The organism is Methanoregula sp., from assembly GCF_003170075.1.
In the GTDB taxonomy this organism is placed as follows: domain Archaea; phylum Halobacteriota; class Methanomicrobia; order Methanomicrobiales; family Methanospirillaceae; genus Methanoregula.
This window is the reverse complement of sequence record NZ_PMZU01000054.1, coordinates 1-16,381: the sequence shown is the minus strand read 5'-3', so window position 1 is coordinate 16,381 and position 16,381 is coordinate 1. Positions and strand designations below refer to the sequence as shown.

Annotated in this window: 18 protein-coding genes; 8 read left to right on the top strand and 10 right to left on the bottom strand. The window is 57.4% G+C overall.

Features of this window, described 5'->3' with window-relative positions:
- Positions 1-237 precede the first annotated feature (237 nt).
- Both QZN75_RS07125 and QZN75_RS07120 read right to left on the bottom strand, forming a co-directional pair.
- Positions 238-837 (bottom strand): RPA family protein, encoded by a 600-nt coding sequence (locus QZN75_RS07125; protein WP_292426641.1) that lies wholly within the window; start codon positions 835-837, stop codon positions 238-240.
- Positions 834-2,087 (bottom strand): nucleotide-binding protein, encoded by a 1,254-nt coding sequence (locus QZN75_RS07120; protein WP_292426638.1) that lies wholly within the window; start codon positions 2,085-2,087, stop codon positions 834-836. Before QZN75_RS07120 ends, QZN75_RS07125 begins: the two co-directional genes overlap by 4 nt.
- A 135-nt stretch (positions 2,088-2,222) precedes the next feature.
- On the opposite strand from QZN75_RS07120, the gene QZN75_RS07115 reads away from it, so the two are divergent.
- The gene (locus tag QZN75_RS07115; RefSeq protein WP_292426635.1) at positions 2,223-2,417 is read left to right on the top strand and encodes a DUF1858 domain-containing protein; all 195 of its coding nucleotides are present in this window, start codon (positions 2,223-2,225) and stop codon (positions 2,415-2,417) included.
- Here the strand turns inward: QZN75_RS07115 and QZN75_RS07110 are convergent.
- The 4 genes from QZN75_RS07110 to QZN75_RS07095 all read right to left on the bottom strand — a co-directional run bounded on the left by QZN75_RS07110 (position 2,407) and on the right by QZN75_RS07095 (position 5,357).
- Positions 2,407-3,303, bottom strand: a complete 897-nt coding sequence (locus QZN75_RS07110) for an adenosylcobinamide amidohydrolase (RefSeq protein WP_292426630.1) — start codon at positions 3,301-3,303, stop codon at positions 2,407-2,409. The two genes, QZN75_RS07115 and QZN75_RS07110, sit on opposite strands and share 11 nt — an antisense overlap.
- A complete protein-coding gene (nrdD, locus tag QZN75_RS07105; RefSeq protein ID WP_292426627.1) occupies positions 3,300-3,662 on the bottom strand; it encodes an anaerobic ribonucleoside-triphosphate reductase in 363 nt (120 codons plus the stop codon). Before nrdD ends, QZN75_RS07110 begins: the two co-directional genes overlap by 4 nt.
- A 115-nt stretch (positions 3,663-3,777) precedes the next feature.
- Positions 3,778-4,425, bottom strand: a complete 648-nt coding sequence (pyrF, locus tag QZN75_RS07100; protein ID WP_292426625.1) for an orotidine-5'-phosphate decarboxylase — start codon at positions 4,423-4,425, stop codon at positions 3,778-3,780.
- Positions 4,413-5,357, bottom strand: a complete 945-nt coding sequence (locus QZN75_RS07095) for a deoxyhypusine synthase (RefSeq protein WP_292426622.1) — start codon at positions 5,355-5,357, stop codon at positions 4,413-4,415. Before QZN75_RS07095 ends, pyrF begins: the two co-directional genes overlap by 13 nt.
- A gap of 219 nt (positions 5,358-5,576) precedes the next feature.
- On the opposite strand from QZN75_RS07095, the gene QZN75_RS07090 reads away from it, so the two are divergent.
- Positions 5,577-6,239: a VTT domain-containing protein gene (locus tag QZN75_RS07090; RefSeq protein WP_292426619.1), complete on the top strand. Its 663-nt coding sequence runs from the start codon at positions 5,577-5,579 to the stop codon at positions 6,237-6,239.
- Positions 6,240-6,283: 44 nt separating this feature from the next.
- On the opposite strand, the gene QZN75_RS07085 is transcribed toward QZN75_RS07090, so the two are convergent.
- Positions 6,284-6,844 carry a hypothetical protein gene (locus tag QZN75_RS07085; RefSeq protein WP_292426616.1) on the bottom strand — a complete coding sequence of 187 codons (561 nt, stop codon included), beginning with the start codon at positions 6,842-6,844 and terminating at the stop codon, positions 6,284-6,286.
- Positions 6,845-6,977: 133 nt separating this feature from the next.
- On the opposite strand from QZN75_RS07085, the gene QZN75_RS07080 reads away from it, so the two are divergent.
- The 4 genes from QZN75_RS07080 (at position 6,978) to QZN75_RS07065 (ending at position 11,688) form a co-directional block, all read left to right on the top strand.
- Positions 6,978-8,423 (top strand): DHA2 family efflux MFS transporter permease subunit, encoded by a 1,446-nt coding sequence (locus QZN75_RS07080; RefSeq protein ID WP_292426613.1) that lies wholly within the window; start codon positions 6,978-6,980, stop codon positions 8,421-8,423.
- 127 nt (positions 8,424-8,550) lie between these two features.
- On the top strand, positions 8,551-10,929 hold the full coding sequence (locus QZN75_RS07075; protein ID WP_292426610.1) for an Eco57I restriction-modification methylase domain-containing protein: 2,379 nt from the start codon (positions 8,551-8,553) through the stop codon (positions 10,927-10,929).
- Positions 10,930-11,002: 73 nt separating this feature from the next.
- Positions 11,003-11,302, top strand: coding sequence for an AbrB/MazE/SpoVT family DNA-binding domain-containing protein (locus tag QZN75_RS07070; RefSeq protein WP_292426608.1), 300 nt, complete (start codon positions 11,003-11,005; stop codon positions 11,300-11,302).
- Positions 11,299-11,688 (top strand): type II toxin-antitoxin system VapC family toxin, encoded by a 390-nt coding sequence (locus tag QZN75_RS07065; protein ID WP_292426605.1) that lies wholly within the window; start codon positions 11,299-11,301, stop codon positions 11,686-11,688. Before QZN75_RS07070 ends, QZN75_RS07065 begins: the two co-directional genes overlap by 4 nt.
- A gap of 248 nt (positions 11,689-11,936) precedes the next feature.
- Here the strand turns inward: QZN75_RS07065 and QZN75_RS07060 are convergent, their stop codons facing one another.
- Entirely contained in the window at positions 11,937-12,395 is a 459-nt protein-coding gene (locus tag QZN75_RS07060) for a hypothetical protein (protein WP_292426603.1), read from the bottom strand.
- Between the two features lie 141 nt (positions 12,396-12,536).
- Positions 12,537-13,763, bottom strand: coding sequence for a tRNA(Ile)(2)-agmatinylcytidine synthase (locus QZN75_RS07055; RefSeq protein ID WP_292426600.1), 1,227 nt, complete (start codon positions 13,761-13,763; stop codon positions 12,537-12,539).
- A 43-nt stretch (positions 13,764-13,806) separates the two neighbouring features.
- Here QZN75_RS07055 and QZN75_RS07050 point away from each other — a divergent pair, with 43 nt between their 5' ends.
- The gene (locus QZN75_RS07050) at positions 13,807-14,730 is read left to right on the top strand and encodes a transcriptional regulator (protein WP_292426597.1); all 924 of its coding nucleotides are present in this window, start codon (positions 13,807-13,809) and stop codon (positions 14,728-14,730) included.
- A gap of 77 nt (positions 14,731-14,807) precedes the next feature.
- On the opposite strand, the gene QZN75_RS10000 is transcribed toward QZN75_RS07050, so the two are convergent.
- Positions 14,808-14,945 carry an AbrB/MazE/SpoVT family DNA-binding domain-containing protein gene (locus tag QZN75_RS10000; protein ID WP_366652808.1) on the bottom strand — a complete coding sequence of 46 codons (138 nt, stop codon included), beginning with the start codon at positions 14,943-14,945 and terminating at the stop codon, positions 14,808-14,810.
- Positions 14,946-15,530: 585 nt separating this feature from the next.
- On the opposite strand from QZN75_RS10000, the gene QZN75_RS07045 reads away from it, so the two are divergent.
- Entirely contained in the window at positions 15,531-16,268 is a 738-nt protein-coding gene (locus QZN75_RS07045) for a DDE-type integrase/transposase/recombinase (protein WP_292426594.1), read from the top strand.
- Positions 16,269-16,381 lie beyond the last annotated feature (113 nt).

Below are 16,381 nucleotides of genomic sequence, written 5' to 3'. Positions count from 1 at the left end.
CCGGGGTGTTGACCGGATATTTCAAAAAACGAGAAGGGTTCCCACCCCTTCGGGGTCGCTCGGCCGCCTCGTCGGGGCCTCGCTGGGCGAGGGAGGTGTAATTTTTTATTGATCCGCCGCGGGGGTGTCCCTTCGGGGGCGGCGGCGTTTATCGCTCCATAGGAATATCAAGGGCTACGGTCACAAAATATGGTTTAAATCATTCAATTCTTTAAAAAAAGTCAGGTTTAAAAAAAATTACATCTTGATCTGCGCCAGCGCATCGTAGGCCATCTTCCGGTACACCGCCGGATCAACACTGGGATACTGCTCCTTTGCTTTGACGATGTCCGGGCTCGTGCTGGTTGCGAGTGCATCGACACGGTCGAGCGTGTGGGCGGCCGTGTCCAGCACCCAGAGATCCCGGGTGTCCTTGTCCACGACCGTGATCGCTTCGACCCGGACCGAGGCGAGATACGAACCATCCGGCTTCTGGTACAGGTTCGGTTTCCCGATGACCGCGACAAATGCAGGTGTCTCGATCTTTGCGAGCTGCTGCATCGCCTCGGGCTGGTAGCTTCCCGCCATGATAAAGAAGGTACCGGTCGGGTCGATCACCCGGCCCCGGTAGAAGATGTTCTGCTCGCCCTGCCGGGTCTTCTCGGTCAGCGTGCCAACAATGAAGATCCGGTTGCTGCGCTCTCCTGTCGGGAGGAGCACGAACGTGGGGCTCTTCTCGTCCTCGCCATCCTTGAACTGGTACCGGCACTCCCTCAGTTCGCTCGCAAAGACCCGACGTGCCGGCTCGCGCTCGAAACTCCCGTCCCGCCGGCCCATCTCCGGTGCCGTTCCGCTCATGGTGCACCCCCGGCCCGGTTCAGGAGCTTTGCATGCTCCCCGCTCTCGAAGTGCATCCGCTCGCAGGTATTCACGAGCAGCCGGTTCTCGATCTCGCGGCCTTTGCAGGCCACGTACCGGCCGAGCACCTTGTCCCGCATCTGCAAAAAGACCTCGTCCATCCCAAGCGGGTTGTTCTCCGCGATCTCTTTTGCCTGGTCGAGATTGATCCCGGTCAGCGCTTCCACGACGTCACGCTTTAAGAGAATGTTGTGCGTCTTCTCGCCATCGTCAAGCCAGCCCTTGATCCTCAGGTCGTAGACAAAATTGGGCTGGATCTCGTGGATCGGGCAGTAGTTCTGCCGGGAGAGGGCACGATTGCATCCCGGAACCGGGCAGCGCTTGATGATCCCGGAGCCGGGTGCGATATGTACGATGGCGCCCCGGATCTCCACATCGCCGCCAGTTGCCGTGACAATATCTCCTTCCTCCTGCATGATCGTCGCGGTCGTGATGTTGAGCGAGAGCCGTTCGTTATACTCGTCCACCTGCGCATAGAAGACCGAGTAGACCGTGCCCACGGCGAGTTTTTCCTTGCCTGGCTCTTTCCAGATCACGAACTTGACCGTGCCGGTCTCGTCGCCCAGCAGGCCGGACTGGAGCATACGGTCGTGCGTGACTTCCCATTCCTGGATCACTTTTGCGCGGACGCTCCCGATACCGGGCCGGAGATCCCGGATCGGCGACGGTTCCGGGATGAGCGGATCAGTCTTTTCGATTTCCGTGATCGTGGTCCCCGAATGCACCTTGAGGTTCGGGATATTTTTGTATTCGTCCACCACGGCCGATTCGATGCGGTACCATGCACCCTCTTTCATCTTCAGCGCATTGGACTTCGCCCAGACCACAAACCGGATCCCGCCCGATTCATCGGCAATGATCCCGCTCTGGGCGATGGCCGGGGATGCGGGCGCGGCAAGGGAAACAACTTTCCCTTCAAGGGTCACCCAGTCGCCGGGCTGTGCCTGAGCAATCGCCTTCTGCTCGGTCGCGCCGCCCGCGCCTGCCCCCGTCCCTCCGCTGGAACCTGCGGCCGGGATGTTGAATTCCTTTGCCAGTTCGTTTGAGACACTGCGTTCCGCCTCTGAGGGCTGGACGCCGAATTCGTCGATGAGCCGGCGCAGCTTGCCTTCAACTTTCTGGCGGTCGATCTCTTTTCCGCTTTTGGAAAACTTACGGGAGATTCTCTCTGTTACTTCGGAATAATCCATACATACATCTCCAAGGGTATATCGGATCTTATCATGGTATATATTGCGTACCGTGCGCTGCGAAAGTGAACGTTTGCCGGTTGGCCATCGCCGCGATGGTGAGATTTATGTCCCCGCACGGGAACTAAGTGTAGTATGGCTGAATTAACCGCAGACTCTACAATCTATGATCTTCTTCAGGCAAAGCCCGACGCGACCGAAGCCCTCTTCAAGTTTGGCATGGGCTGTGTCGGGTGCGCAATCGCCCGCGGCGAGACCATCCGTGAAGCAGCGGAAGCGCACGGCATTCCTCTGACCGAGCTTCTCAAGGCACTCGGGATCAAGGAATAAAACACTTTTTTTGTTTCTCTTTATAGCGCACCAGTTCCGCGAGCGGCGCTTCAGGATATTGTTTCAGGTAGTCGGCAACGGCCGGCTCATGCAGCAGGGTGCAGCCCGAACAGTTCCAGACCCGGCCGTTTGATAAGCTATCTGACCATTCGCCGAGCTCTTCGTTCTTGCACGGGTAAAACGGGCAGTAGCAGAAGTCGCAGCGCTGGCCGGGGAAATGGCAGGGATAGTAGGGGCAGTTGTGGGGCGACCATTCCACCCAGTGCTCTCCCTGGAACCGGCTGTAGATGAAAAACGCCGGCTCCACATTCAGCGAGCCGCTTTCGTAGCGGCGGAGGGCTTCAGGTACTCCTTTGAGCACCGCGTCCCGTACCCGCCGACCCGGCTCCGTGATCCGGCCGGCATAGCGGTGCCGAATGCTCCCTTCGCACGCGGCAATCACGGCATCGGTGGGGGTGCCGGAGACTCTGCCCGCGGCAAGCATGGTCTCGGTCTTGGCCTCGGTCGCGACCATGATCGTTTCGAGCAGCGCCGAATCTTCCATCCCCTCGCTGCTGTACGCGATGATGTTGATCGTCCCCGCACCGTTCGCTCCGGCCGGCTCCTGCCGGATGCCGGCGGTCACAAAGACCGTGATAAAATCGTACTGGAGCACGCAGAGGTTCCGGATCGGGACGGCGGTAAGAAGCCCCAGCACGTCCCTGCCGGCACCGGCCGCAGCAGCGATGAGCTCGATCTCCTTTGCCGGTTCAGCATGGCTCCAGTCGGCCGGAACCGTGTGGTTAAAGAGGGTGGAGGCGCTCCGGATACCGCCGGAGATACCGGTGCTTGCGGCGCGGAACGCACCGCGGACAAAAAGAGTATCAGAATCGAGATAATATCTCATGCAACGGAGTAGCGCTTGCGGTCTTTGAGTTCCTGCTGCTTGCCGGCATTCCACCCGGAGACGTCCTGCAGGTACCCCGTCACCCGGCTGATCTGGACGACATCATGGGAACCGCACTCGGGGCAGACGGGCTTGCCGCAGAGGGGGCAATACTCGATCCCGGAGATCATCTCATGCATGCAGTGGCAGTTATCGAGCGGGCACATGATCTCAAGTTTGGTCTCCCCGCAGTTCGGGCACGGGTTCTGGTCCACGATGAGATGGCAGGTATGGCACTTGTATTTGCGCTCGGTTTCAGGAATATCGTCGAGTTTCTTGTATTTTTCTGTAATTTTCCGCTGCTCTGCACTCCAATCCATACTACTACATTGCAGAAGGGCTTAATAAATTTTTAGAACGTGCCCTGAAGGTAATATCGCATTCGCGGTACTTACTGGCGCGCACCGGAGGATCGGGTCGCAAAACAGGATTTGTTTATGCTTTTTTGTCCCTGCGAAGGTGCGCGTAGGACTGTGCCGCGGCCACAGGATCCGGTGCTTCGTAGATCGACCGGCCCACGATAATGCCGTCAACGAGCGAGGCTACCGCATCCGCATCCCCGCCCTGCGCCCCGATCCCCGGGGAGAGGATCTTCTTGTTGCCGATAAACCCGCGCAGGACCCTGACTCGGTCCGGCCGGGTGGCCGGCGCGACGATCCCGTCGGCACCCGCGATGATCGCGTTCGAGGCAATCTGCTCTGCGATCCCGCCGGCAAAGAACTCCTTTCCCCCCGGATGGCTCATCTCGACGACCACATAACATTCCCCTTTATGCGCACGGGCGGAGGCCACGCAGGCTTTCACCGAGTCCATGCCGGGAAAGCCATGGCAGATGATCCCGGAGAACCCGGCAGCGAAGACCTGGTCGCAGATGAGCTGGTTCGTGTTCGGGATATCCGCGACCTTGAAGTCAGCGATGAGCGGCAGGCCTTCCCGGGCGAGTTCCCCGGCGATTCCGAGGCCGGCCGAAAGCACGAGCGGGTACCCGATCTTGATCGCGTCAAGGTAAGGGGCGCAGGTGTGTGCGACGCGAAGCGCCCGTTTCTTTTCGGTTATATCCAGCGCGAGGATCAGGTCAGGCATGGCTCTAGCCGCTCCATCACGGCCGCGACGAGGACCGGGAGCGTGATGGTTGCATCGCCATACACGGTCACGGCCTTTGCATCCTCAGTGATCTTACCCCACGACCGGGCCTCGTCAAGCGTCGCGCCCGAGAGCCCGCCAAGGTCCGGCCGGTCCCCGGTGAGCTGGATCGCGTAGTTAAAACCGTTCGGGGTCATGAGCATGCTCTGGAGGATAAAATTCTTCGGCACGCCCCCTCCTACGAGCAGGGCGCCGGCCTTTTTTGTTGCAAAGCAGATGTCAAGGAGCGCCGGCATATCGGCAAACGCGTCCACGGTTACCGTGTTTGTCTGCGAGAAGAGCCAGTACTGGAGGCCGACCATCGAGTCCTGCACAGCCGGGCAGTAGACCGGGATCCCCTTTTGTGCCGCGGTCGCAAGGATGCCGGTCTTTAAGTGCAGGCCGATGTGCCGGAGGAGCCCGGAGATTGAGACTTTGCTGCCGGGTTCGAGTTCGCCGTACACACCCTGCATGAACGTCTCAAAGTGTTCGAAGGCTTCATTTGGAAGATAGACATCGTAGATACGGTTGATCTCGTCGTGCCTGAGCTCGATATCGTTGCAGAACGCGGTGCCGTGGAAGTGGTGGCAGCCGATTGCTTCGATGATATCGTGCGTAAGGTTTGCGCCGGTCGAGACGAGGATGTTGATGTGGCCGTCTTTGATGAGATCGGAGACGATCCCCCCCATGCCGGCCGGCACCATTGCGCCGGCGAGACCGAAGAATTTTGTCGTGTCTTTATCCCGCAGCATCTGCTCGTAGATCTCTGCCGCATGGTAGAGCGAGCCGCCGTTGTACGCCCCGGCTTTGCCCATCGCATTGACCAGTTCGCCGACGGTCATGGCCGGTTTGAGGTGCATCTGGGTGACCGGTTCATCGCATTGGTGTGTCATCGCTGTTCCTTCCCCGTATGCTGCAATGATATTGGCGCTTCGGGCTGATAACTGTGTTTGGAGGACCCCGGTCCTCCGTCGGTCAGTGGATATTGCCCCCATCAGAACCCCCGTTCCTCCCGGGTCCGGACTGCGGGACTGCCATGGGTTTCGTGCTTCAGGCAGTAAAAAATTCCCGTAAAAACCCATTTAACGCTCCCGGTTCAAATGATCCTGTACATGGTTCTCCCGTTCAATATTCTCGATGTGGTACTGCATTTTGACAAGTACCTCCCGGTGATCCTTCAGCAGTACGGGATGTGGACGTACGTCCTCCTCTTCATCATCATCTTTTGTGAAACCGGTCTCGTGGTCACGCCGTACCTCCCGGGTGACTCGCTCCTTTTTATCGCAGGAGCCCTTGCGGCGGCCGGCATGCTCAACATCTGGATCCTGCTCGCAACGATGATCCTCGCGGCCGTGCTCGGCGATACGGCCAATTACTGGATCGGTCATACCTTCGAGATGAAAGTGCTTGCGTGGAAATATTCCCCGGTAAAACAGGAGCACCTTGACGAGACGCAGAAATATTTTGAGAAATACGGCGGGTTTACGATCGTCATCGCCCGGTTCATGCCCTTTATCCGGACCTTCGCCCCGTTCCTTGCCGGTGTCGGGCGGATGCGCTACGTGTGGTTCCTTGGCTACAACGTCATTGGCGGCGTGATGTGGTCGGGCCTCTTTTTGCTGGTCGGTTACTTTGTCGGGAACCTCCCGATCGTGCAGGACAACTTTACCCTCATTGTCTACGCGATCATCGCGGTCTCATTTGTGGCGCTCGTCTCAGTCTTTGCCGGTATTTTTGTAGCGATGAAGAAGGGAACGGAGAAGAAGGTGGAATAAAGCCACTTTTTTTTTACTATAAGAACCCACCGGTTTTCAGTCATTTATCCCGTGGGAACGACGCGGATCTCCATCTCCGCAATCTTCCGGTAAACCTTCGCGGTCTCTTTCTGCGTCCACCGGTCGAATACGAGCGACTGGAACGGCTGCCAGATCGTGATCCAGCAGAAGATCACGAGTACGTTCTCGATCACTTCCACGAGTGGATCACCCTTGAACTGGGAACAGACCGCGATGCCGATAAATGAGGGGACGCAGACCGCGACGGTAAGCCGGCACTCCCTTATGCCGACCCTCCGGGTCAGTTTCATATCCCGCTGCACCTCATCCGCACGACACCGGAAATGCGACCGAATCGCGGAAATGATCGCGGCCTGCCGATCGGGCATCAGCTCCTGTGCCGGTGCCCGGATGATGAGGTCCCTGCACAGGTCGGCCCGGAATTCTTTTGGGACGGCAAGTATCGCGTGGAAGATCCGGTCCTCCGCACGATCCGAGAGATCCCGGCTCTCTTCCGGTGACGGGTCGTCCCCATCGTAGATCTGGGCGACGGATTTGAACGATGCCGTGCCGCTCGTTGTTGTTATATCGTTGTTGCGTGCCATGGAAGTGATCCCGTGTGTTCACGATTCCTGTTCGTGCAGGTCGGGATTAAAATATGCACGTTTCAGGCCGGAGTGCCATCTGAAACCATTATCAGGGCCGGGGAGTATCATTCATACCAAAGGAACAAAAATCATGGCTGAATCTTCCGCCCCCGCCAGGATGTCCTCAAAAGACCTGCTGATCGTGATTGTCGTTGCGCTCGGCTCGTTTATGGCCGGCCTCGACGCGACGATTGTGAATATCGCCCTTCCCTCGATTGCAAAATTCTTCGATGTCTCCACGGTCGCCGTCTCATGGGTGCTCAACGCGTACCTGATTATCCTTGTCAGCCTCCTGCTCGCGGCTTCGCGTCTCGGGGATATGAAAGGGTACCGGAGCGTATTCATCGGCGGCTTTGCCCTTTTTACCATGGGCTCCCTTCTCTGTGGGCTCTCGCCGTCGCTTGGCATTCTTATTATTTCACGGATGGTACAGGCAGTGGGCGGTGCCGCCATTTGCGCTCTCGGGGCGGTCATGGTCACGTCGTACCTTGCCACCTCCCTGCGGGGACAGGCACTGGGTATCGTCGCGATGTTTACGATGCTCGGGGCCGCACTCGGGCCGGTCGTCGGCGGGTTTCTGACCAGTGCATTTTCCTGGCAGTACATCTTCTTTGTCAACCTCCCGGTCGGGATCATTGCAATCATTCTCGGCATGCATATCATCCCCCGCCTCGCCCCGGTTTCCCCTTCGGCAAAGATGGACAACGGGGGCATCATTCTCGTGTTTGTTGCGCTTGGTACGTTGATCTTTGGCCTGACCACGCTGCAGGGCACAAAGCCGGTTATGGGCATCGCGGCGCTCGTTATCTCGGCGATCTTCTGGCTCCTGTTCTACCTGCAGGAACGCCGGGCCGGGGAGCCGCTTGTCAATATCTCCCTGTTCTCCAACCGTGCGTACTCACTCCAGAACGTCTGCGTTCTGCTCATCCAGATGGCGATGAGCGGCGTCATGGTCATCATGCCGTTCTACTTAGAGATTGTCAAGAAGATCCCGACCGACAACGCGGGCACGATCCTGCTCGCGCTTCCCGTAGGGATGATCGTCACCGCCCCGATTGCCGGGAAGATCTCGGACGTGATAGGGACAAAAAAACCCATCATCACCGGTTTTGCGCTCTGTGCGGTTGCGCTGTTCTTTCTCTCGACGATCTCTGGGCAAACGAGCGTGGGCCATGTCTGCATCTACCTCTTCCTATTAGGGGCCGGCACCGGTGTTGCATTCTCGCCCCTGAACAGCGCAGTGATGGGTGAATGCCCAGTGAAGGACCGCGGGTCGACAAGCGGCCTTGTCAAGGTGATGACCAACCTCGGGTCGTCGCTCGGTGTCGCGACCGTCATGCTTATTGCCATGGTCGCAGCCGGGCCAAAACTTGCCGAGTATTCCGCCCATTTGATCGACCCGGGGGAACTTGCGGGTGCGTTCGATATGGTGTTCCTGTTCTGCATGGTGCTCGAAGTGATCGGGATCGTGCTGATGCTCGGGGTCAGGGCAAAAGAGCCATCGGGTGATGCCGCAGAAAGCATCACGGTAATCTGATCCAATCCTTTATTTAGCCCGGTATCTCCCCACCCGGCCCGGCAACATTCTTGTTTTGACCGCGCCGAGTACTACCATCATGGGGTGTCCCGAAGCAAGCCCGTGCGGTGAAACGGGGATGTCTGCTTTGCCCGGTCCGGAGACGGCATTTTATGGCGATCTCTGTACATGGCGCGAACAGCTCGCCCGGAGCGTGGCCCGCAACAATATCGGGATACGGAGCGGAGAGATCACGCTTGCAGCACACCGGGTTGTTTTTTCTTTTGTCATTCTTGCCATCGCAGAAGACCGGGGTTTCATCCCCCGAGGGAGGCTCAGGGAAATCCTTATCGCTGAGGAGAGCGATTGCCGGCGTGCAGAATTATTCGCGGATGCTGGTGATCTCTGGGCTGATCCGGAGGGAGACCTGTACGCGACTGCCCGCCACAAACAGATTCTCGGAAAACGTCCCGCGATCGATGATCCGGTAATAAAGGCGATCGCCGTCCGGCTCCTGTCTGCGGACCGGCCGTACGATTTCTCCCGGATCTCCCTTGAAGAGACCGCTGGTGTCTTCGACCGGTACCTTTCCCGCACGATCCGGCGGTCGGCCGCCCATCAGGCGATCGTTGTCGACCGGCCGGATGCCGGCGTCGGTCATGCCACTCCCGCCCCGGCGTTTCTGGATTATGCGGTTGAACAGACCCTTGCCGCCGCTCTTGCCGGCCGATCCCCGGACGAGCTGCTCCCGCTGCGCATCATCGATCCCGCGTGCGGGGCCGGCCGTGCACTGATCGCTGCGTACCGGTATCTCCTCAAATTTCATGGGGGAAAACGGCTCACGTTTGCGGAGCGGGCCGATCTCCTGCGGTATACCATTCACGGTCTCGACCTCGATCCCCATGCGGTGGCGGCTACCCGGATGCTGCTTGCTCTTGCGGCCTGCGAAGGGGAAGATGCCGGGACTCCCCCCGACGGTTTTTTCGCGGTATTCCGTGACCTGATCCGGATTCTTTCGGGCACGATCCGGTGCGGGAATGCGCTTATCGGCCCTGAAATTGCGGATGATGAATCGTGGGCCTTCTGCCCGGCCCGGGAACGCCATGCCCTACGGTCTTTTGACTGGCAGGAACATTTCGGGGAGATCCTTGTGCCCGGCGGGTTCGATGTGGTGATCTGCTGCCCGCCCGAAAGGCCGGTGCCGGCACGTGAATGGCTCCAGCAGTATTTCCAGCGGCATTTTGCAGTTTACGACGCAGGGGTCTCGTCCTCCGCGTTTTTTATCGAAAAGGGTCTCGTACTCATGCAGCCCCGGGGGGTGCTCGGCTCCGTGACCGGGGACCGGTGGCTCCACGCAAAGTCCGGCGCACCGTTGCGGGAACTGCTGCTCACCCGGCAGATCGACGAGATCGTGATTGCCGGTGGTGCTGATGACGGCTCCTGTTTTCTCCGGCTCACAAATACTCCGCCCTTGCATCCGTTTGTCGTGCGGCTTACGGGGTTATCCCTGACCGGCGCGGCTTACGGGGGTGCAGCCGAAGTGAGGGAAATCCCGGGATTTCCTGTCGATCAGCAGACTCTTTCTGGCAGGGGCTGGACATTCCGCGACACGAGAAAGGAACAGCTGATTAAAAAAATTTCCCGGGCCGGGACGCCGCTTGAGGATTACATGCTCGGGGAGATCCGGTGCGGTATTGCGATCGAACCGGAAGTCGTGCTCGTGATCGAAGAGAGTCAGCGAAAGCAATTGATCCACGAAGACCCGCGGTGCAAAAACCTGATACTTCCGTATGTTGACGGGGAAGTGATCGGGAGGTATCATGTTTTGATCCCTGAAAAGTACTGTATTTTCATCCCGCAGGGTTGGACTGACCGGCATCCCGCGGCTGCCGGCCACGCGTGGCGATGGCTGAAGAAGAGGCACCCGGGCATCGCCCGCCACCTCAAAGAGCACGAGGCACTCTTAAAAGACCGGCCATCGCAGGGCGATTACTGGTGGGAGGTTGCCTGCGACCTGGAAATGAGGCGGCAGGAGAAAGACCGGATTATTTTTTCAGCCCGGGTGTTCCCGCCACGTTTCACCCTCGGCAGCAGCCGGGCAGTGGTCGGCGGGCACACCGGTATCATCCCGTCCGGGAGCCCGTACCTGCTGGGAATTCTCAACAGCCGGCTCGCCGCGTTCATGCTCCGCAGTTTCGTCGAGGAGACAGGCACAGCAGATGACAGCCGGCCCGGGAAGATCCTTGGCCGGTTCCCGGTCTCTATCCCGGATTTTGACGACCCGGACGATATGGTCCGGCACGACCGGATGGTCGCGCTCGTGACCGGGATGCTTAACCTGCACCGGCACCTTGGTCTGGCAGCGTCCGAAGAGGAAAAACGGATCATCGCTCAGGAGATCGACTCGACCGACCGGCAGATCAATTCGCTGGTGTACGGGATCTACGGGCTGTCGGTCGATGAGATTGCGGTGGTGGAAGGCTCCGCTCTACCAACCAATCAGCGGACAAAAATTTCATTGCAATAATTTTGCCATTTTTTTTATTTTTGCCAAAAATTTTATTTTGCCATACGCTGCATTGTCCTGTGGAGAATGGGATATGAAACATACAACTTGGCCGCACGGGAGACGTACCCGGGTCCCGGGCGTCAGCGAACCTGCGGCAGAATATGCATCCGGTCCTGTTGTGACCATCGACACGACAGGGCGCATGGTCCTCCCCAAAAAAATCCGGGAGCATTACGGTGCCGACCGGTTTGTGGTCCGGGAAACACAAGGGCACATCGAACTGATCCCGGTAAAACCGCTCGGTTCCCTTTTTGGGATCCTGCCTGATCTTGATATGGGAGCCGTGTACCGCGACCATGACCGGGAAGTCCAAAAGGAAGATGAGGAATGACCGGCATCCTCATCGACACCTATTCGTGGATGGAGATTTTTTCCGGCAGCCCGTGGGGGCACCGGGCGCTTGCAAGCCTTGAAAAACATTCCCCGCAGGCGATCTCCGTGCTGACCCTGTACGAACTCCAGTACCGGCTGGGCGATCTCTCTGGTGAAGAAAAAACTGCCGCCCTTCTTGCCACCATTACCGCCCATGCCGAAGTCCTTCCCGTAGACCGGCAGACAGCCATTGCCGCCGGCAGGATCAAGGCCGGACAGAAACGGGCGGGCTCTGGGATGGGGGCTGTGGACTGCCTGATCCTTGCGACCGCACGGATCCACCACCTCAAAATCCTTACCGGGGACCGGCACTTCGCCGGTCTTGAGGAAACGATCGACGTATAAATCATCATCCGGGGTGATCTTCAAAAATACGGCCACAGAAGCCCCCGGGCGGCAGTTATTTTCGGGCACGGCCTTTGGTATCCCCCCAAAAAAGGGGGCGCCGGAAAGCGTCTGTATTGCAGGTTCAAAAACCTCAATACTTCCCCTGTTTTAATAAAGCGTTCTTTTCCTCTGACTTTTGCATGGGCGTGGACATCATTTCCACTCCAGCTGGAAATAGGGGTCGTCCGTTTGGCAAACGGAGCGTTTTACGGGGTTTTCTGACTTGAGGTATCATCCCCCTCCTCATTGTGAAGAGGAATGTCGACCCGGTATGGTGCCTTCTTCCAGTACGCCTCCCGGTAATGAGTGTTCCGGTACCCTTCTTTTGTGTTCTCCTCAATCTCCGCGGTGGTGTCGGCGAGGACATAGAACCGCCGGTACGCCCGCTCATTCTGTGTCCGTATCCAGAGCTCGCGGAGCACGTACGGCGAAAGGGGAAGAGTGCGGAGTGCCGCGACATCATCCGGAAATTTCTGTTCGATGATGCAGTCATCATCGATCCCGTACCGGACCTTTTTTAATTTCACGGCCACCATCACCGTCTCCCGGTACATCAGGCCGTCAAACGGGAGTTTCAGATCGGAATTTTCCGCCCAGTGGTAGCCCATCTTCTCTGCACACGCCTTCCCCCCGCTGCGGAGATACTCCGGTTGTTTTCCTTTCATGCCTTCTCACTCTGCAAAACCTGTTTGGCACAGGTTTTGATTAAAAAAGAATGAACGGGCGGGCAATATGCTTTCCTGAATGCGGATTTTTTCTTCAAAGACCGGAGCCCTCTTACCGTGACCGCGTATGTTTTAAAAAAATCACGGGATCTCCGGCGCCCCTCTGCACAGCGGTTTTGCGAGGTGCCTGCGGGCGGTCGGCGGTACCTCGTACCAGCCGGCAGTGAGCATCCGGGAAATTTCCTGCACTTCGGGATCCATCGCATGTGCCCCGCACTTACGGCACTTGAACCCCTTGCCCTTCCCGTCGCTCGTCATGCGTTTGTTGCACGCGGTGCACTGCGGTGCCGTTATCCGGAGATCCCGTGCTGGTGAGACAAGGCACATCTTCTCTAAGTTGATGCTCCCTTTCTTGTAACTCCCGACAGCGACAATCTCATCGCCCGGCACCAGCGCCCTTACTGTGTCCCGGAAATTTTTTGTCGGCTCATATGCCATGCACCGGGCCTCCGCATCGTCATCCCGGATCATAAATGAGACATGCCCACCGGCCCCGGTTGCCGGCCGGCCGGCAACAACGCCCCACACCCGGTACGAGATCCCTTCACGCAATGCGCCGCATGTCCCGGGGACGAGGTGGGCATCGGTCCCCTGGTTCGTCACCCAGATCTGTTCGAGCGCCGGTTTCTCGGATTCGATGAACGAGCGGGCCGCCATCACCCACGCCGGGCTCTCGCCCCGTATGCCAAAGAGGACCGGGTCCGGTGTGTGCGGCACGCAGACCACGACCTGGTTCGCAACATCCACGGTATCCCACGTGTGCGGGAACGTCTCCTCCTCTGCGGCAAAGAGGCTCTCCCTGTCAACCTCCCGGGGCGTGCCCCACCGGGCCGGTTCGCGGTACGCAAGGATCTCGTAGGTCGCATCGGCAAAGACGCTTGCGACCGCTGCGGTCGCCCCGACAAGGCCGCGCCGGTTCTTCCAACCCTTGTACCGGGCGCCCGCCGCTTCGAGAACGGCAACGGCCTCATCGATCTCGCAGAAATCCGTCACTGCCTTCCGGTAAAACGCCGGGTCCGGCCGTTTCTCTGCTACGACAACCCCGGGGTTTGTCTTCTCGCAGGAGAAATCGGCAAGTTCCTCAACGATGCCGCATGCGAGTGCAAACGCATGCTCCGGGTCGCCCTCCACATCAAGAGCGATCGCTGCGTTCCCCCGGGTTTTGAACGTCACGTTCGGGTTAAGCCGGACGAGCCGTGCCTCCCGTACCCGCATGTGCTCACGGATCAGCCGGCGGGCCAGTACCGCGCCGAGATACGTGGTGCACATTCCCGCCGGTGAATCTGTGTCATCAATACCGATCAGCATGTCTATATTAATATATGGGCACGCTCCATCCATTTGTAACTGCATGTCCCAGGAACGCCAGCTCCAGCTGGTAACCAGCGTGATGATCTCGGCGGGGTTCGAGGTATCCGAGAAGTTTATTCTCCGCCCGAGGAGTTTCGACCTCATCGCACGCAACAACGGGACTCTGCTCGTGATAAAAGTCGTGACTCATATCGATTCGGTAAGCGAGGAAGCTGCGTTCGATCTCGATGTGATCGCCCGGCATCTGGGTGCAGTGCCCCTGATCGTGGGTGAACGCGCCCGCGAAGCCGAACTCGAACGGGGGGCGGTCTATGTCAGGTACGGCATCTATGCGATCAGCATCGCGACGCTGTACGATTATTTTGTCGAGAAGATCCCCCCGCTGGTCTACGCGTCGCCCGGCGGGCTGTACGTGAACATCAACGGCGACGCCCTGCGGGAGCTCCGCGAGCGGCGCAACATGTCGCTTGGCGACCTCGGACAGGTGCTCGGGGTGTCCCGGCGCACGATCAGCAAGTACGAGAGCGGGATGGGGACGACGCTCGAGGTTGCGATCAGGATCGAGGAGTTCTTTAATACCGGTGTGGTCGAGTCCATCGATCTTGTCGGCAGCGAACCGGCAGGCGCCGGGCGAGAGACCACTTATAAACGGCACGACTCCAGCATACCCATCGAGTTCCTCGAACAGCTCGGGATGCAGCTCCACACGCTCCGGGGCGCACCGTTCCAGGCACTCCTCACGTTCGACAAGCACACGATCCTCACCGGCTACGGCACGGCGCAGAAGGTGGTGAAAAGGGCTGCACTCATCAGCAACCTCTCGAAGATCGCAAAGAAACAGGCGATGTGTATCATTACCGATTACCACCACGAAAAAAAGATCGGGCGGACACTTGTCATCGGCGAGGAGCGCCTCCACCATATCGCGGACGGTTTCGAGCTCCTCGACATGCTGGGCGACTAATTTTTTAGAGGTTCTGGTGCGTTGTCGGTTGTTGGGTGCATTTCATCATAACTGGTGCCTCGCGGTTGATCTCGCGCTTACTGGTTCTTTTGCCTCTCGATTTTCTCAATCGTCACTTTGACGTAATCGCCTTCTTGGATGTTCTCCAATTCCCGCACTTCCGTGGGGATCGTAATCCGTCCACCTTGGATTACTTTCAATGTAGCAGAGTGCATTTGAACCATGTTTACCACACTAAACAATACGTTTTCAACCTACTTAATACTTTTCAATCCATTTGTATCCAAAAGGTTTATTATGTATCAAAACGTATTATAATGTATAATAAGTAAGTAAAGGAGAGGTTAAAAATGATAAAACAAATCACCGACCCAAGATAGTTAAGGGGTCTCGCAATCCTGAGCCAGCCTGATACCATCATCCAGACCGACAAGGATGAGTGGGACGTGCGTTCGCAGAGCATTGACGCATACTACCACGTGGCCCGCACCTACAAAGACCGCCACGCCCAACAGCGTGGGCAGGCCGCATGGTCTTGTACCTGTCCCGATCACACGACGAGAAATGTTATCTGTAAACATATTCACGCCATCCAGTTATCATTAAAAATAGCTGGAGAGGTACAGGAGCAAAGCAAATCCACAGACATTGAAACGGTGGAACCGATGATCACATGCCCGTCCTGTAAATCCACGAATGTTGGAAAGTGGGGGATTAGAAAAACCAGGTACGGGACGGTTCAGCGGTTCGTATGCCAAGATTGCAACCACACCTTTGTTGTTGATAAGGGATTCTGCCGGATGAAGCACTCCCCTGAAACGATTACCCTTACTCTCGATCTTTACTTCAAGGGATTATCAGACCGGAAGATCGTGGATCATCTTAAGCAATTCCATAATATTGCTGTCGTTCACACCACCGTTATCCGCTGGATCCACAAGTACCTGAAACACCTCAGCAAATATGCCGAGAAGTACAAAGCCGATGTCGGGAACATCTGGCACTGTGATGAGACGACGGTGTTCATCAAAAAAGAAGGTGAGAAGAAGTACTATCAGTGGATCTGGAATCTGATGGATGCCAAGACGCGCTACCTCCTTGCCTGCCAAGTCACTGAAACCCGGTACGTCAAGGACGCACGCAAACCGCTTGCCAAGGCAAAGGAGATCACCGAAGTCCGGCCAGATGCAATTGTCACTGACGGATTACCGGCATACAGACGAGCGGTTAAGGCGGAATACATGGGACTTGGTAGAATCCAGAATCCGCACCTGAGGTTAAAAGACTTCGAGACAAAGCCGAACAACAACATCCTTGAACGACTTAACGGAACCTTCCGTGAAAGGACAAAGATATTCCGGTCACTTGACAGCGAGATCAGTGCTGAGGATTTCGCGGCTGGGATGCAGACATACTATAACTACATCCGGCCACACCAAGGCATCGGTGGATTAACCCCGGCACAACTGGCTGGTATCCCGCTGGACTTAACTGGCAACCGCTGGATGATAATGATAGGGTTGGCAGCAACAAAATAAAATCAATTAATACTATTTTATATCACCTTGACAGATTGAACACTTGGTAATATGAGTAAACAAAATAGAGAATGGGTCAAATCTATTTTTGTTTGCTTTTTTCTTCTGATTAT

What these genes read in the sequence shown, in the direction of transcription:
- QZN75_RS07125 (WP_292426641.1), bottom strand. Translation starts at nt 837, where the DNA reads ATGAGCGGAACGGCACCGGAGATGGGCCGGCGGGACGGGAGTTTCGAG.
- QZN75_RS07120 (WP_292426638.1), bottom strand. Translation starts at nt 2,087, where the DNA reads ATGGATTATTCCGAAGTAACAGAGAGAATCTCCCGTAAGTTTTCCAAA.
- QZN75_RS07115 (WP_292426635.1), top strand. Translation starts at nt 2,223, where the DNA reads ATGGCTGAATTAACCGCAGACTCTACAATCTATGATCTTCTTCAGGCA.
- QZN75_RS07110 (WP_292426630.1), bottom strand. Translation starts at nt 3,303, where the DNA reads ATGAGATATTATCTCGATTCTGATACTCTTTTTGTCCGCGGTGCGTTC.
- nrdD (WP_292426627.1), bottom strand. Translation starts at nt 3,662, where the DNA reads ATGGATTGGAGTGCAGAGCAGCGGAAAATTACAGAAAAATACAAGAAA.
- pyrF (WP_292426625.1), bottom strand. Translation starts at nt 4,425, where the DNA reads ATGCCTGACCTGATCCTCGCGCTGGATATAACCGAAAAGAAACGGGCG.
- QZN75_RS07095 (WP_292426622.1), bottom strand. Translation starts at nt 5,357, where the DNA reads ATGACACACCAATGCGATGAACCGGTCACCCAGATGCACCTCAAACCG.
- QZN75_RS07090 (WP_292426619.1), top strand. Translation starts at nt 5,577, where the DNA reads ATGGTTCTCCCGTTCAATATTCTCGATGTGGTACTGCATTTTGACAAG.
- QZN75_RS07085 (WP_292426616.1), bottom strand. Translation starts at nt 6,844, where the DNA reads ATGGCACGCAACAACGATATAACAACAACGAGCGGCACGGCATCGTTC.
- QZN75_RS07080 (WP_292426613.1), top strand. Translation starts at nt 6,978, where the DNA reads ATGGCTGAATCTTCCGCCCCCGCCAGGATGTCCTCAAAAGACCTGCTG.
- QZN75_RS07070 (WP_292426608.1), top strand. Translation starts at nt 11,003, where the DNA reads ATGAAACATACAACTTGGCCGCACGGGAGACGTACCCGGGTCCCGGGC.
- QZN75_RS07065 (WP_292426605.1), top strand. Translation starts at nt 11,299, where the DNA reads ATGACCGGCATCCTCATCGACACCTATTCGTGGATGGAGATTTTTTCC.
- QZN75_RS07060 (WP_292426603.1), bottom strand. Translation starts at nt 12,395, where the DNA reads ATGAAAGGAAAACAACCGGAGTATCTCCGCAGCGGGGGGAAGGCGTGT.
- QZN75_RS07055 (WP_292426600.1), bottom strand. Translation starts at nt 13,763, where the DNA reads ATGCTGATCGGTATTGATGACACAGATTCACCGGCGGGAATGTGCACC.
- QZN75_RS07050 (WP_292426597.1), top strand. Translation starts at nt 13,807, where the DNA reads ATGTCCCAGGAACGCCAGCTCCAGCTGGTAACCAGCGTGATGATCTCG.
- QZN75_RS10000 (WP_366652808.1), bottom strand. Translation starts at nt 14,945, where the DNA reads ATGCACTCTGCTACATTGAAAGTAATCCAAGGTGGACGGATTACGATC.
- QZN75_RS07045 (WP_292426594.1), top strand. Translation starts at nt 15,531, where the DNA reads ATGAAGCACTCCCCTGAAACGATTACCCTTACTCTCGATCTTTACTTC.